The sequence below is a fragment of the Nocardioides oleivorans genome, from assembly GCF_004137255.1.
Lineage (GTDB): Bacteria > Actinomycetota > Actinomycetes > Propionibacteriales > Nocardioidaceae > Nocardioides > Nocardioides oleivorans.
Genome location: NZ_SDWT01000001.1, coordinates 927145 through 940397 on the forward strand (window position 1 = coordinate 927145; position 13253 = coordinate 940397).

The window sequence follows — 13253 nt, forward strand, 5'->3', positions numbered from 1 at the left end:
GAAGGCCGGGTGACCATGGACTTCGAGCACCGGCTCGCCGAGGCCGTCCGCGACCTCGGCAGCCAGCACGACTCGCCCCACACGCTCCAGCGGATGGTCGAGATCACCCCGGAGTTCTTCCACTCCTCCGACTCCGTGGGTGTCTCCGTCGTCGAGCGCGACCGGATCCGGACACCCGTCGCCTCGACGGAGACGCTGCGTCGGCTCGACGAGGTCCAGTACGAGCTGCGGCAGGGGCCCTGCCTCGAGGCCATCCGCCGGGAGGCGACGATCGTCGTCGACGACCTCGCGACCGACGAGCGCTGGCCGGACTGGGGCAGGAGGATGGTGGCCGAGCTGGGTGTCCGGGCGAGCATCAGCTTCCGGCTGTTCTCCAGCGACGACACCTGGGGCGCGCTCAACGTCTACTCGCGCCAGCCGCGAGCCTTCGACCAGGACGACGTCCGGCACGGGCAGGTGATCGCCGCCATGTGTGCCGTGGCGCTGGCCCGGTCGGTCAAGGACGACCAGCTCCAGTCGGCGCTCGAGACCCGGACCGTCATCGGGCAGGCCACCGGGATCGTGATGGAGCGCTACGGCCTCGACGCGGACACGGCGTTCAAGGTGATGCGGCGCCTGTCGTCGGAGCACAACCGCAAGCTCCGCGACCTGGCCGCCGAGGTCGTCGCCGAGCGTCACCTCCCGCGATGCGCCGGGGCCTCGGAGGACTGACCGCCCCGACCCTGACCGCCCCGACGGGCGGTGCCCCGTCCGGCCCGTTCGTGTGACGCTCGGGAGATGAGCGACGGCCCCGATCCCGAGCACCAGCGTCCAGAGGGCGTCACCGACGCGACCGTCGAGGCGATCGGCAAGCTCTCGGCGGCGCTCGACCACGTCGAGGACGCGCGCGGACACCTCTATGCGTTCCACCGCCTCATGGGCAGCGCGGAGTCCACCCTGGAGGAGGCCGACGCGATGCTGCGCGACGCCGGGCACCAGGACCTGGCCGACGCGCTCGACCGCGACGTCCTCGGCGGCAACCCGCTCCCGGGCAGGTGGTCGTTCCAGATGGTCGAGGAGTTCGACGACGGCTACTACGCCCGCGCCGCCGCGATCCACCAGCGAGCCCTGGACGAGCTCGTCGGCGGGCGGCGCCACGTCTTCGAGGCCGAGATGAAGGAGCTGCGACGCACCCACGGCCGACGCGGCCACGAGGCGACGCCGGACGAGGTGGAGGGGTGAGTGGCTAGACGCGGGCGGAGACGGGCACCGGGCGCGTCTGGTGCACCTCGACGTCGGTGTCACCCGACATGAGGAGGCCGTGCTGGATCGCCCAGAGGACAGCCTGAGATCGTGAGGTGACCTCGATCTTGGCGTAGGCCCCGCGGATGTAGGACTTCACCGAGTTGATGCTGAGGTTCGTCTCGTCCGCGATCTCACGGTTCGCCCGTCCGGCAGCGATCAGCGCGAGGACCTCGGTCTCGCGCTGGGTGAGGTGCCACTGCTCGGCGCTCGGCGAGGACGTGTCGTCCCGGCCGGTCCAGGCGTCGACCCGGGTGCGGCCGTCGGCGATGTGGAGCAGGTTCCACACCAGGCGGCGCGACGGGAGCCACTTGCTCACGAAGCCCGCCGCCCCGCGGGACATCTCGGTCGAGACGGCCTCGGGGCTGCAGTCCCAGCCGTAGGCGACCATGCGGGAGGAGAAGCGCTGGGGCATGCCCCGGCTGCCGGAGGCGCGGGTCGGGCTCGCGGGGTCGTAGAGGGTGAGGTCGCACAGCGGTGCGGCCTCACCCGACCGGTGCGGCACGACGGTGACGTACGCTGCGTGCGGCTCGAGCATGGAGCGGAGCCCGTGCACGACGAGCTCGCTCTCGTCGAGGACCGCCACCTTGATATGTCGGGCGGTGGGTGCGGGGGGCTTCTCCATGGGGGTCATCAGCTTTCATTCGTTGCGAGTCGTGCACGTGGATTTGTTTCGGGTGTCAGGCGAGCAGGCTCTGGGCCACCATCGCGACCTGGATCTCGGCGATGCCCGCGCGGTGTGCCGCCTCGCGCACCATGGCCAGTGCCTCGTCGGTCGTGACGCCCGTCCGGGCCGCGACCAGGCCGACGGCCACGTCGACCATCCGCTGCTCGCGCAGCCGCTCGGGTGCGGCCTCGGCTCGACGCAGGGTGTCGAAGCCGAGGTCGGCGTTGGTCACCGCTCCCGCCTGCCAGGCGCCGAGGGTGTCCACCAGCTCGTCGATCCGGTCGTGGAAGGCGTGCGGTGTCGAGGCGTAGAGATCGATGTTGAGCACCACGCGGCCGTGCTCGACCACCGGGATCGACACGGTGCTCGCGATGCCGGCGAAGGCGCGTTCGCGGGCCATCTCGGCCCACCCGTCCTCGTCGAGGGCATGGAGGTCGAACCGCTCGGACTCGTCGGTGCGCGGCGGAGACGCCAGGCGCTGTGCCGCCGACACGTCGTCGACCAGCGTGAACGTCAGGTCGTCCTCGAGCAGCGTGACGCTGACGGCGACGCACTCCGGAACGGTGCGCACCGCCCATCCCTCGATGACCCTCAGCAACGCCTCGACGTCGTCGAGCGTCGGTGTCACGTACTCGTCGAGGGCTTCCCGGCTCTGGGGCAGCAGCTCCACGGCAATCCCCCTCGCGCTCGTCGGTCCTGTGACTTCGATCGTGCCTGTGCGGGTCGAGTGGGACCACACCCGCCGGGGCGTGCGCTCATCGTCGTACCTGGATTCGTACCCCTGATCCTCCCGGGCATACGGGTGTGGCGCCGACATCGGGGTCGGCGGTAGGCATGGACGTGTGCAGTTCCGCACGACCGTGAAGGAGTCTCGATGAGCAACCCGCAGGACGACCCGCAGACACATCTCGACACCGACCCCGTCAATGAGCCCGACCAGGAGCCCGACTCCCAGGACGACCCCGCGCACGACACCGACGAGGACGAGGGCTGGGAGTCCGAGGGTGGGGCCAACCCGGCGGGGCCGGCCACGGACACGTGAGGCCTCGTCGCGGGACCGGACGGGACTGACCGTTCGGGCAGCTGGTCCAGTCCGGCGGAACCGAGCGACCGAAGCGTCGTTGAGGGGTCATCTGACGACATCTCGGCACGACACGACGGAGGACGACCATGATCATCCTGGACGACGCAGCGTGTGAAGCGCTGGACCGCAAGCGCCGGGCCGGTCGCGGCGAGCGCGAGGACGTGCCCGCGACCTGACGGGTCGTCCGGGCCTCAGTAGGACGGGCGGTAGGTGTCGTTCGCCGCGACGCGTCGACGTGTGGTCAGCAGCCGCGCGGCGAGGAAGCCGCCGATCGCGCCGAACAGGTGGCCCTGCCACGAGACGCCGGGCGTGCCCGGCAACACGCCGAGCAGCACGCTGCTGTAGACGAGGAACACCCCGACACCGACGAAGATCTCGATGGAGTTGCGGTTGAGGAACCCGCGCACGACCAGGTAGACGATCCAGCCGAAGATCAGCACCGAGGCGCCGGCGTGGTTGCTGGAGGGCTGCGCGACGAGCCAGACACCCAGCCCGCCGACGACCCAGATGATCGCCGTCGCGAGCAGCCCGCGGGCGATCCCGGTGGCCAGGGTGAGGAAGCCGAGCACGACCACGGGCACGGTGTTGCTGACCAGGTGGTCGAAGCCGAAGTGCAGCACGGGGGCCAGGGCGATGCCGACCAGTCCGTCCTCCGTGCGGGGCTGGACGCCGTACGCGTCGAGGGCATGGCCGGACGCCGTGTCGACGATCTCCAGCACCCACAGCAGCGCCACGAAGCCGCCGGTGATCAGCGCGGCGCTCCTCCAGGCGGGCTCGCGGTCCACTCCCGTCCGTCTCGCGGTCTGCATGCCCCTCATCGTGACAGCCGGGGTGAAAGCCTCAGCCGAGCTCGGGAGGGAAGCCCCCGGTCGAGACGGTGCCCCATCGGGTCGGGGTGATCCGCAGCAGCGACTTCCCCTGGTCGACCATGGCCTGCCGGTACTCGTCCCAGTCGGAGTGCTCACCCGCGATGTTGCGGAAGTACTCCACGAACCCGTCGAGCGCCTCGTCCCCCTCGCTCGCGTCGAGCACCTCGGCGTCGCCGTCGACCTGCACCCAGGCGTCGTCCCACTCGTCGGAGAGCACGACGACGGAGACCTCGGGGCGCTGCCGGGCGTTCTTCGTCTTGGCGCGCTGGGGGTAGGTCGCCACGACGATCCGCCCGCTGTCGTCGACACCACCGGTCACCGGCGAGGCCTGCGGAGTCCCGTCGGCGCGCCTGGTGAGCAGCACCATCCGGTGCCGGGGTCGTACGAAGTCCAGCAGCTCGTCGAGCCCGACCGAGGTGTTCGTCGCGATCCTGGGTGCCATGCCTCCACGCTAGCCCCCGATATCTAGGGACGATCTGGTGGGCGAAACCCCCGTCCGGCCCACCAGATCGTCCCCAGATATCAGGGTCGGCGGCGGACGGAGCCGTCGGCGAGCATCTCGGGGCAGGTTCCGCCGGGGGTGGTGCGCAGCTCGAAGTGCCAGATCTCGTTGGCGAAGGTCTGGCAGAGGCCGAACTCGCTGCCGTGCTGGCCCACCCAGATCGCCCCGTCGGTGGGCCCGACGTCGATCGCGTCGCCCGTGACGTGCGCGGACTGGTCGGGGGCCGCGACCCAGCGGTTGGCCTCCTCGGTGCTGCCGTACTTCACGAGCGCGTCCTCGAAGAGCCGCTCCTGGTGGGCGCGGCTGCGCCACCCGCTGGTGATCACGAGGCGTACGCCGTCGCGCGCGGCGGCGGCGCGGGCGTCCTGGAAGGCCGAGCGCAGGGCGGGGTCGAGCCTGTCGAACTCCGGCTCACCGGTCGGCCGGGAGAGGTCCGGTGTCTCGCTGGAGCTGAGCAGGCTGCCGACGGGGACGTCGGCGGCCTTGCAGCCGAGGGCGAGCAGGCCCAGGGCGAGCACGACGGCGGCGAGCGGGTGGCGGACGGAGAGGAAGCGGTCGGTGGTCACCTGACGAACATCGCGAGCCGAGCGGTGCCACCACCTCCACCGCAGGTGCCGGGCGTCCGCCCTGCCAGCCATTCCCGCTCCACCTGTGGTGCGAGCCGGCAGTCAGGTGGGTGGCAGGTTCGCGACCGCATCGTCCTCCCCATGACTGAACGCAGCGCCGTCGCCGCCGACGCCCGGGTCCACGCCCGGCAGATGCTCAACAAGGTCCCCGAGGTCACGATCTGGTTCTGGGTGATCAAGATCCTGTGCACGACCGTCGGCGAGAGCTTCGCCGACTGGATCAACATGACGCTCGGCGTCGGCCTGGTGAACACGGCCATCCTGTTCACCGCCGTCTTCGTGGTCGTGCTGGGCGTGCAGATCCGGTTGCGCCGCTACGTCCCGTCGGCCTACTGGCTGACCGTCGTCGTGGTCAGCGTGACCGGCACGCTCTACACCGACATCCTCACCGACCAGCTCGGCGTGCCGCTCTGGATCAGCAGCACGGTCTTCGGGGTCCTCCTCGCAGCGACGTTCGCCGTGTGGTGGGCCAAGGAGCGCACGCTCTCGATCCACAGCATCACGACCACCCCGCGCGAGGGCTTCTGCTGGTTCGCCGTGCTGGTGACGTTCGCCCTGGGCACCGCGACCGGGGACTGGACGCTCGAGCTCACCGGCTGGGGCCCTGGCCTGTCGATCCTGCTGCCGCTCGGCCTGATCGCCCTGGTGACCGTGCTGTGGCGCTCCGGCGCCGACCCGGTGCTGAGCTTCTGGGTCGCCTACATCCTGACCCGTCCGCTCGGCGCCAACATCGGCGACTTCCTCGGCCTCCCCAGGAGCGAGCAGGGGCTGGGGCTCGGGACGTTCGGCACCAGCCTGGTCTTCCTCGGCGCGATCCTGGCGACCGTCGTCTACCTCTCGCTCACCCGGGCCGACGTGATCGAGGACGAGGACGCCGTCGTCGAAGGACCGACCTCGACCCCCCGGCGTCGTCGCGCCATGCTCGCGGTGATGGTCGCCGCCGGCGTCGCGACGGTCGCCCTGCTCACCTGGGCCAACGCCCAGCCGCACCAGAGCGCGCTCGCCGACGAGGGCCCCGCACCGTCGTGCAGCAGCGGCACGCCGCTCGACCAGGCCGCCGCCACCAAGCAGGTCGCCTCGGACTTCCCGACGACGTCGGTCGACGGCTTCCGCACGATCGTCACCGACACCCAGTCGCTCGTGGCGGCCGATGACCAGGCGGGCGCGCGGACCCGGATCACGGACCTCGAGACCGCGTGGGACGCCGACGCCACCACGCTCACCGCGAAGAACTGCCAGGCCTGGACCTACGTCGACGGCGAGATCGACGCGGTGCTGACCTCGGTGCGCGCGAGCTCGCCCGACCCGGCGACCGAGGACCAGGCGATGGCCGGCCTGCTGACCACCCTCGGCTGATCGCCCCCCAGCTGGCCCTCGCCTCCCCCGCGGCGGTCAGGACGGCCGGACCCGGTGCCCCTCCAGGCCGGGTCCGGTCGTCTTCCGCGTCCCGTCCGTCCACGGTCGACCCGCCATCGCCAGCACGTACGTCGTCGAGGCGAGGAGCGCGCCGAGCAGCAGGCCGGCGACCACGTCGCTCGGGTAGTGCGCCCCCAGGAAGACCCGGCTGGTGGCCACCGCGACGGCCACCAGCAGGCACGAGCAGGTCACTGCGGTCCGTCGCGCGACGAGGGCGATCGCCACGGCCGCGGTGGCGGCTGCCGTCGCGTGCCCGGAGGGATACGACGTCGACGCCAGGACCGTGATCGGGTCGGGCCACGCCGGCCGGGGACGTGCGAGGAAGTCCTTGGACGCGGGCGCCACGACGCCCTCCAGGACTGCCAGGACGATGAGCCAGGCGCCGGTGCGCCAGCGACGTACGACCAGCGCGACCACACCGGCGGCGAGCAGCAGCAACCGCATCGGTTCGGGTCCGCCCCAGACGGTGACGGCGGTCCACACCGCGGTGCGGCCGTCGTGGCCGTGGGTGGCGTCGAACGCGTGCGTCGACAGCCACTCGTCGAGTCGCTCCAGCGGTGACCACCCGGTCGCCACCAGCACGGTGAGCACGGCCAGCGCCACGGCCGTCGCGCCGATGGCCGGCCACGGCCGCGGGCTCCCGGAACGTGTCACGCGGCATTCCTACCGCGACGACCCGGCACCCGGGTGACGGGCGGGCGAACGGGTGGTCTCAGCGGCGGGGCACCGAGGTCCGGAAGGTCGCGCCGGCACCGTCGGGACCGGGGTCGAGGGTGACGTCGCCGCCGAAGGAGCGCGCCACCCGGCGGGCGATGCCGAGGCCGAGGCCCGCGCCGCCGTCGGAGCCGGAGACACCGGGCTCGAACAGGGTCTCCCGGAGCGCGGGGGTGACGCCGGGGCCGTCGTCGCGGACGACGATCTCGACGTGGTCGGCGTGGTCGGTCGCGTCGACGACGACGCGGTGGCGGGCGTGACGCACAGCGTTGCCCACCACGGGTGCGACGGCACGGACGACCAGTGCGGCCGGCGCGGCCATGCGTGCGGTGGAGCCGGCGGTCCGGTCGACCACCTCGACGTCGTCGCCGGCCGCGGCCAGCAGGCCCGGCACCACCTCGGCCATCCGGCAGGCCTGCTCGCGCCCCACCGTCGTACCGTCGCGGGCGATGTCGAGCAGCGTCGAGATGACGCCCGCCATGTCGCGCGCGGACGCGGAGATCTGGCGCAGGTCCTCGCGCACCGCCTCGTCCTCGACTCCCCTCAGCAGGGCCAGGTCGGCCGACCCCTGGATCGCCGTGAGCGGAGTGCGGAGCTCGTGGGCGAGCTCGGAGGTCAGCCGTTGCTCGGAGCGGATCGCGGAGGCGACCCGGTCGAGGAGGTGGTCGAGGGTCTCGCCCAGTGCGGCGAGCTCGTTGGTCGGTGGGCCGAGGGCGAAGCGGTGGGTGAGGTCGAGCTCGCTCCACTCGGCAGCCCGGTCGGCCATCTGGGTGACCGGTCGCAGCGCCTGGCGCGTCACCCGCAGCGCGATCACGGCGGCGACGCCGATCACGACGAGGCCGAGCACGATGGTGGCGAGCAGGGCGTAGAGCTCGGACCGCTCGTAGGGCCCGGTCTCCTGGCTGACGACGAGCACGCCGGAGTCGCCGCTGGGCGTGGTGAACGGCGTGCCCAGCAGGCGTTGCTCGTCGGACGGTCCCTGGACGGTGCGGACGACGTCGGTGGTGCCGAGGTCGTCGGCGGCGTCGCGCACCTCGGACTCGACCGAGCCCGCGACGCGGGTGCCGGACGCGTCGTAGACGACCATGCCGGGTTCGAGGGCATCGGACGGGACCGCGAGCGCGGTCGCGGATGCCTGCTCGATGACCGTGACCATCGCCGCCGACCGGTCGTCGAGCACCTGCCGGATGTCGCGCTGCGCAGCGAAGCCGAGCACGACCTGGATGCCGAGCCCGACGACCACCATGGCGATGCTCATCAGGCCGACGGTCGAGGCGACGATCGTGCCCCGGAAGGAGCGCGGGGCGACGCGACGCAGGAGGCGGTCCACGGAGGTCATCCCAGCGTGTACCCGACCCCTCGGACCGTGGTCAGCTCCAGCGGCGAGTCGACCTCGCGGAGCTTGACCCGGATCCTGCGGACGTAGGAGTCGACGGTGTTGTCGCTGACCATGCCGCCGTGGGGCCAGGCGGCGGCGACGACGGCACGACGGCGTACGACCTCGCCGGGGCGCGACGTGATCGCGGCGAGCATCCGGAACTCGGTCGGCGTCAGCAGCGACTCCCGGCCGTTGCAGGCGATCGCGTGGCGGGCCGGGTCGAGCACGAGGTCGGTCGGCGCCTCGGCCACGACGAGCCGGCCACGCTTCGCCAGCGCCTCGACGCGGGCGATCAGCTCCAGCACTTCGAAGGGCTTGGGCAGGTAGTCGTCGGCGCCGGCGCTGAAGCCGGCCAGCCGCTCGTGCACGGCACCGAGGGCGGTCAGGAACAGGACCGGCGCGGGCTGGCCACCCGAGCGCAGCGCCTGGCAGACGTCGCGGCCGTCCGCGTCGGGCAGGCCGATGTCGAGGATGACCACGTCGAGCCGGTCGTCGTCCACGAAGAGCCTCAGCGCCTCGCCGCCGTCGTGCGCACTGACCACCTCGTGGCCCGCGATCCGCATCGCGTCGACCACGACGCGACGGATCGCCGCGTCGTCCTCGCACAGTCCTACACGTGCCATCGCGTCTGCCGTCCTCGTCACCTGGGTCGGGATGTTGTACGACGACGATGCGTCGCCGTACCTGCACACCACCTGACTGCCAGTCTGCCCGCCAGTCAGGTCGCGTGCAGGTCGGTCGTCAGAACCTGCCCCCATGACCACTGGCGCGCGCGGCACGGGACGGGCGACCGTCGTCCTGGCGGCGCTCGCCGGGCTCGCGTGGATCCCCTTCGTCGACCGGCCGCTGAGCTCCGACGAGGGCGGCTTCCTGCTGGTCGCGTCGCAGTGGCAGCCGGGGCGATCGCTCTACGGGCACTACTGGGTCGACCGGCCGCCACTGCTGATCACCGTCTTCGACCTCGCCACGCACCTCGGCGGCGCGGTCGGGCTGCGCCTGATCGGCATCCTCGCCGTGGTGGCCTCGGTGCTGCTGGCCTCGCGCCTGGCCGCGAGCGGTGCCCGTCGTCGTACTGTCACGCCCGCGGTGGTCGCCGCGATCTTCCTCAGCTCCCCGCTCTTCGGCACGACGGAGGTCAACGGCGAGCTGCTCGCCGTGCCGCTCGTGCTCACCGGACAGGTCGCCCTCGTCCACGCCTGGCGGCCCACCCCGCGCACGCCCCTCTGGGCGGTCCTGGCCGGAGCCAGCGGCATGGCTGCCGCGATGGTCAAGCAGAACGTCGTCGACGTCTTCGTCGTCGCGGGCGTGCTGGTGCTCCTCGCCCTCCGGCGGTACGGCCTCCGCCGGGCCGCCGCGCTCGCCGCAGGGGTCGCGACCGGTGCCGTCGCGGCCCTGGCCGCCACCCTGGTCGTCGCCGAGGCGCGCGGCACCGAGCCGGGACGGCTCTGGCACGCCGTCGTCCTCTTCCGGGCCCACGCGACCGCGGTCATCCAGGCCTCGTCCACCAGCAGCACGTCCGACCGGTTCGTCGCGCTGCTCGGTGCCGCTGTCCTGAGCGGGGCACCGCTCGTGCTCGCGGTCCTCCTACTGCGGCTGCGTGGTCGTACGGCGATCGGCGACGGGCAGCACCTCCCCGACCTCCGCCTGCCGGCACTGGCGCTGGTCGCGTGGGAGCTCCTCGCGGTGGGCGCCGGTGGCAGCTACTGGCTGCACTACCTGATCGGCCTCGTGCCCGGCCTGGTCCTGCTCGCGGTCGCCGCCGCGCAGCACGAAGCGCGGCTGCGACGCACGACGGCCGTGGCCCTCGCCGTGGCCGCGGTGTCGTGCGCCGCCGCTGTCGCCGTCACCGCGACGGCAGCCCCGCGCCATGCCGACGACACGGCGGTCGCGGCGTACCTCCGCAGCCACAGCACCCCCGGCGACAGCGTGGTCGTCGGCTTCGGCCACCCCGACATCGTCTACGCCTCCGGCCTGCCCAGCCCCTACCGCGAGCTCTGGAGCCTGCCCGTGCGCGTCCGCGACTCCTCCCTGGCGCACCTCACCGAGGTGCTGAGCGGCCGGCACGCGCCGACGTGGGTGGTCGTCGCCGGCCACTCGCTCGCGACCTGGGGCGTCGACCCCACCACCGCCCAGCAGGTGCTCGACGCGCGCTACCGGCCGGCGACGACGGTGGGTCCCTACGTCGTGTGGAAGCGGGTCGGCAGTCAGGTGCCTGGCAGGTCGGCAGACCTAGCGTCCGCCACATGATCGACGTCTCCGCCGCACTCACCGGCCTCGGTGGTCCCCTGTCCCTGCTGCTCGTCATGGCGATCGTCTTCGCCGAGACCGGGCTGTTCGCCGGCTTCTTCCTGCCGGGCGACTCGCTGCTCTTCACGGCGGGCGTGCTCGTGGCCGGCGGGATCGTGCACGTGCCGCTCGCCGTGATGGCCGCGGGCGTCGTGGTCGCGGCGTTCGCCGGCGACCAGGTCGGCTACCTCGTCGGCCGCAAGGCGGGCCCGCGGATCTTCAACCGCCCCGACTCGCGGCTGTTCTCGAGGAAGCACGCCGACCGCGCCCGCGCGTTCTTCGACCGCCACGGCTCCAGGGCCGTCGTGCTGGCCCGCTTCGTGCCGGTCGTGCGGACCTTCACCCCGACCGTGGCCGGGGTCGGGGAGATGCCCTACCGCCGCTTCGTCGGCTACAACGCCATCGGGGCCCTCGTGTGGGGCGTCGGCGTGCTGGCGGCGGGCTACCTGCTGGGCGGGGTCCCCTTCGTCGCCGCGCACGTCGAGCTGCTGTCCCTCGGGATCGTGGCGCTGTCGGTGCTCCCCGCCGGTGCGTCGCTGCTGGCCGGCCGGCGTCGTCGTACGTCCTCGGGCGGGGGCGACGACGAGGTCGAGGACGAGGGCGACCCGCCCGCCTCCGCAGTCAGGTTGTCGGCAGGTTGCCGGTCCTAGCGTCCACGTCATGTTCGATCTCATCAACGGCCTCCCCGTCCACCCCCTGGTGGTGCACGCAGTCGTCGTCCTCCTTCCACTGGCCTGCCTCGGCACCATCGCGCTCGCCCTCCGACCTGCGTGGCGCCAGCGCTACGGCGTCCTCGTCGTCGCGTGCGCAGCGGCTTCCACGGCACTGACCCCGGTCGCGACGTCGAGCGGCGAGGCGCTGGAGAGGCACGTCGGCGACCCGGGCGTGCACGCCCAGCTCGGCGACCAGCTCATCTGGTTCGCCGTCCCGCTCCTCGTCCTGTCGGCCGCCATGGTCTGGCTCGACCGTCGCAGGTCGAGCGACCGTGACGGCCGCACGGGCTCGGTCGGCGTCGTCCGCGTGGTCAGCGTCCTCGCGCTGGTCGCCGCGCTCGCCACGTCGGTGCAGGTCTACCGCGTCGGCGACTCCGGTGCCCGCGCCGTCTGGGGTGACCAGGTGGCCAGCGGGAAGTGACGGGCTAGGGTCCGCTGGTGCTGCCGATCACCACCGAGCGGCTCGTCGTACGCCCCTTCACGACGACCGACCTCGACGACTTCCTCGCCTACCAGTCGCACCCGGACGTACGCCGCCACCTGCAGGGCCAGCCGCACACCGACGAGGCGGCGGCGAGCTACGTGGCCGCCCAGGCTGCGCTCGACGACGAGCAGCGCGACGCGTGGCACGACTGGGCGGTCGAGCACCGCGGGCTCGGCCGGGTCATCGGCAACCTCGGCGTCTACCTGCCGGCCGCGTCGCCCGCCGAGGGCGACCTCGGCTTCCAGTTCTCACCGGACTTCCACGGCCAGGGCTTCGCGCGCGAGGCGGCGACCGCGCTGGTCGGGGCACTCCGGTCCCGCTGGGGCCTGACCCGGATCACCGCGTCGTGCGACGAGGCCAACGCCGCGTCGGCCCGCCTCCTCCTGGCGCTCGGGTTCGACGAGGTGGTCGACGAGACCGAGGGTCGGCGGAGCTTCGAGCTGCTCTCCTGATCCCCGCTTCTCTCGTGATCCCCGGCTGACCGGGGATCACTGAAGTTGTCGGCCCTTGCAAGGCCTGACAAGTTCAGTGGTTGACTCTTCGACCTCTCCGGCGGGTCAGGCGAGCAGCGCCCTGAGGTCGCCGACGGTCCGGCCCTCGAGGGTCGGCCAGGTCGTGAAGTCGCCGGCCTCGGGGAGCGCGGCGTCGTTCGGGATCGCGAGGCTGGCCGCGCCCGAGGCGACTGCCGAGGCGAGCCCGTTGGGCGAGTCCTCGATGGCGACGCAGCGCGAGATCGGTACGCCGAGCAGCTCGGCCGCGCGGAGGTACGGCTCCGGCGAGGGCTTGGTCTGCGCGACGTCCTCGCCCCCGACGAGGGCGCCGAAGGTGCCGGGCGGCGCGGCCGCCGCGACGAGCTCGGCCATCTCGTGCGACGAGGTCGTGGCGATCGCGCAGGGCACGCCGGCCTCCTGCAGCGCAGCCAGCAGCGCGAGCACGCCGGGCCGCCACGCGACCGTCCTACGCAGCGTCTCGATGACGCGACGCTCGAGGTCGGCCACCAGCGGTGCCGCCTCCAGGTCGACGCCCGCGGACTGCATCGCGACAGCGGTGGTCATCATGTCCGAGCCGACGAGGGCGAGCCCCTGCTCCTGCGACCACGTGCCGCCGTGGGCCTCGACCATCACGAACTGCTGGGCGATCCAGAGGGGCTCGGAGTCGATCAGGGTGCCGTCCATGTCCCACAGGACTGCGGCCAGGCCGTCGGAGGTCTCGGTCATGCGCCGCAGTCTGCCA

General features: G+C 72.6%; 17 protein-coding genes. 8 read left to right on the forward strand and 9 right to left on the reverse strand.

The features are described from left to right. Nucleotides 1-15 precede the first annotated feature (15 nt). Both EUA93_RS04465 and EUA93_RS04470 read left to right on the forward strand, forming a co-directional pair. Nucleotides 16-711: a GAF and ANTAR domain-containing protein gene (locus EUA93_RS04465; RefSeq protein WP_242497416.1), complete on the forward strand. Its 696-nt coding sequence runs from the start codon at nt 16-18 to the stop codon at nt 709-711. Between the two features lie 66 nt (nt 712-777). Then, a complete protein-coding gene (locus EUA93_RS04470) occupies nt 778-1221 on the forward strand; it encodes a hypothetical protein (RefSeq protein WP_129399033.1) in 444 nt (147 codons plus the stop codon). Between the two features lie 4 nt (nt 1222-1225). Here EUA93_RS04470 and EUA93_RS04475 read toward each other — a convergent pair whose 3' ends face one another. Then, nucleotides 1226-1906 carry a helix-turn-helix transcriptional regulator gene (locus EUA93_RS04475; protein ID WP_165355052.1) on the reverse strand — a complete coding sequence of 227 codons (681 nt, stop codon included), beginning with the start codon at nt 1904-1906 and terminating at the stop codon, nt 1226-1228. Nucleotides 1907-1961: 55 nt separating this feature from the next. Then, a complete protein-coding gene (locus EUA93_RS04480; protein ID WP_129399035.1) occupies nt 1962-2618 on the reverse strand; it encodes an ANTAR domain-containing protein in 657 nt (218 codons plus the stop codon). A gap of 204 nt (nt 2619-2822) precedes the next feature. Between EUA93_RS04480 and EUA93_RS21470 the strand changes: the two genes are divergently transcribed. Beyond that, nucleotides 2823-2990 carry a hypothetical protein gene (locus tag EUA93_RS21470; RefSeq protein WP_165355053.1) on the forward strand — a complete coding sequence of 56 codons (168 nt, stop codon included), beginning with the start codon at nt 2823-2825 and terminating at the stop codon, nt 2988-2990. Nucleotides 2991-3223: 233 nt separating this feature from the next. Here EUA93_RS21470 and EUA93_RS04485 read toward each other — a convergent pair whose 3' ends face one another. The 3 genes from EUA93_RS04485 to EUA93_RS04495 all read right to left on the reverse strand — a co-directional run bounded on the left by EUA93_RS04485 (nt 3224) and on the right by EUA93_RS04495 (nt 4969). Beyond that, nucleotides 3224-3841: a rhomboid family intramembrane serine protease gene (locus EUA93_RS04485; protein ID WP_129399036.1), complete on the reverse strand. Its 618-nt coding sequence runs from the start codon at nt 3839-3841 to the stop codon at nt 3224-3226. A 31-nt stretch (nt 3842-3872) separates the two neighbouring features. Beyond that, on the reverse strand, nt 3873-4343 hold the full coding sequence (locus EUA93_RS04490; protein ID WP_129399037.1) for a PPOX class F420-dependent oxidoreductase: 471 nt from the start codon (nt 4341-4343) through the stop codon (nt 3873-3875). A gap of 80 nt (nt 4344-4423) precedes the next feature. Beyond that, on the reverse strand, nt 4424-4969 hold the full coding sequence (locus EUA93_RS04495) for a M15 family metallopeptidase (RefSeq protein WP_165355054.1): 546 nt from the start codon (nt 4967-4969) through the stop codon (nt 4424-4426). 141 nt (nt 4970-5110) lie between these two features. On the opposite strand from EUA93_RS04495, the gene EUA93_RS04500 reads away from it, so the two are divergent. Further along, nucleotides 5111-6385 (forward strand): COG4705 family protein, encoded by a 1275-nt coding sequence (locus EUA93_RS04500; RefSeq protein WP_242497236.1) that lies wholly within the window; start codon nt 5111-5113, stop codon nt 6383-6385. A 36-nt stretch (nt 6386-6421) separates the two neighbouring features. Here the strand turns inward: EUA93_RS04500 and EUA93_RS04505 are convergent, their stop codons facing one another. The 3 genes from EUA93_RS04505 to EUA93_RS04515 are packed head-to-tail and all read right to left on the reverse strand — an operon-like array spanning nt 6422 to nt 9160. Then, complete coding sequence (locus EUA93_RS04505) at nt 6422-7099, reverse strand: phosphatase PAP2 family protein (protein WP_129399039.1); 678 nt, start codon at nt 7097-7099, stop codon at nt 6422-6424. A 58-nt stretch (nt 7100-7157) separates the two neighbouring features. Further along, nucleotides 7158-8489, reverse strand: a complete 1332-nt coding sequence (locus EUA93_RS04510) for a sensor histidine kinase (RefSeq protein WP_129399040.1) — start codon at nt 8487-8489, stop codon at nt 7158-7160. 5 nt (nt 8490-8494) lie between these two features. Next, nucleotides 8495-9160 carry a response regulator transcription factor gene (locus EUA93_RS04515; RefSeq protein WP_129399041.1) on the reverse strand — a complete coding sequence of 222 codons (666 nt, stop codon included), beginning with the start codon at nt 9158-9160 and terminating at the stop codon, nt 8495-8497. A gap of 133 nt (nt 9161-9293) precedes the next feature. Here EUA93_RS04515 and EUA93_RS04520 point away from each other — a divergent pair, with 133 nt between their 5' ends. From EUA93_RS04520 to EUA93_RS04535, 4 genes are read left to right on the forward strand one after another with little or no spacing between them, the layout of a single operon-like run. Continuing rightward, a complete protein-coding gene (locus tag EUA93_RS04520) occupies nt 9294-10784 on the forward strand; it encodes a hypothetical protein (RefSeq protein ID WP_129399042.1) in 1491 nt (496 codons plus the stop codon). Then, nucleotides 10781-11473, forward strand: coding sequence for a VTT domain-containing protein (locus EUA93_RS04525; RefSeq protein WP_129399043.1), 693 nt, complete (start codon nt 10781-10783; stop codon nt 11471-11473). The genes EUA93_RS04520 and EUA93_RS04525 overlap by 4 nt, the downstream gene beginning before the upstream one ends. Before the next feature lie 10 nt (nt 11474-11483). Next, nucleotides 11484-11957 (forward strand): DUF2231 domain-containing protein, encoded by a 474-nt coding sequence (locus tag EUA93_RS04530; protein WP_129399044.1) that lies wholly within the window; start codon nt 11484-11486, stop codon nt 11955-11957. Nucleotides 11958-11974: 17 nt separating this feature from the next. Next, complete coding sequence (locus EUA93_RS04535) at nt 11975-12472, forward strand: GNAT family N-acetyltransferase (RefSeq protein WP_165355055.1); 498 nt, start codon at nt 11975-11977, stop codon at nt 12470-12472. 105 nt (nt 12473-12577) lie between these two features. On the opposite strand, the gene EUA93_RS04545 is transcribed toward EUA93_RS04535, so the two are convergent. Beyond that, the gene (locus EUA93_RS04545; RefSeq protein ID WP_129399046.1) at nt 12578-13237 is read right to left on the reverse strand and encodes an HAD family hydrolase; all 660 of its coding nucleotides are present in this window, start codon (nt 13235-13237) and stop codon (nt 12578-12580) included. Nucleotides 13238-13253: the final 16 nt, after the last annotated feature.

What these genes read in the sequence shown, in the direction of transcription:
- EUA93_RS04465 (WP_242497416.1), top strand. Translation starts at nt 16, where the DNA reads ATGGACTTCGAGCACCGGCTCGCCGAGGCCGTCCGCGACCTCGGCAGC.
- EUA93_RS04525 (WP_129399043.1), top strand. Translation starts at nt 10,781, where the DNA reads ATGATCGACGTCTCCGCCGCACTCACCGGCCTCGGTGGTCCCCTGTCC.
- EUA93_RS04485 (WP_129399036.1), bottom strand. Translation starts at nt 3,841, where the DNA reads ATGCAGACCGCGAGACGGACGGGAGTGGACCGCGAGCCCGCCTGGAGG.
- EUA93_RS04515 (WP_129399041.1), bottom strand. Translation starts at nt 9,160, where the DNA reads ATGGCACGTGTAGGACTGTGCGAGGACGACGCGGCGATCCGTCGCGTC.
- EUA93_RS04490 (WP_129399037.1), bottom strand. Translation starts at nt 4,343, where the DNA reads ATGGCACCCAGGATCGCGACGAACACCTCGGTCGGGCTCGACGAGCTG.
- EUA93_RS04520 (WP_129399042.1), top strand. Translation starts at nt 9,294, where the DNA reads ATGACCACTGGCGCGCGCGGCACGGGACGGGCGACCGTCGTCCTGGCG.
- EUA93_RS21470 (WP_165355053.1), top strand. Translation starts at nt 2,823, where the DNA reads ATGAGCAACCCGCAGGACGACCCGCAGACACATCTCGACACCGACCCC.
- EUA93_RS04470 (WP_129399033.1), top strand. Translation starts at nt 778, where the DNA reads ATGAGCGACGGCCCCGATCCCGAGCACCAGCGTCCAGAGGGCGTCACC.
- EUA93_RS04475 (WP_165355052.1), bottom strand. Translation starts at nt 1,906, where the DNA reads ATGGAGAAGCCCCCCGCACCCACCGCCCGACATATCAAGGTGGCGGTC.
- EUA93_RS04530 (WP_129399044.1), top strand. Translation starts at nt 11,484, where the DNA reads ATGTTCGATCTCATCAACGGCCTCCCCGTCCACCCCCTGGTGGTGCAC.
- EUA93_RS04500 (WP_242497236.1), top strand. Translation starts at nt 5,111, where the DNA reads ATGACTGAACGCAGCGCCGTCGCCGCCGACGCCCGGGTCCACGCCCGG.
- EUA93_RS04545 (WP_129399046.1), bottom strand. Translation starts at nt 13,237, where the DNA reads ATGACCGAGACCTCCGACGGCCTGGCCGCAGTCCTGTGGGACATGGAC.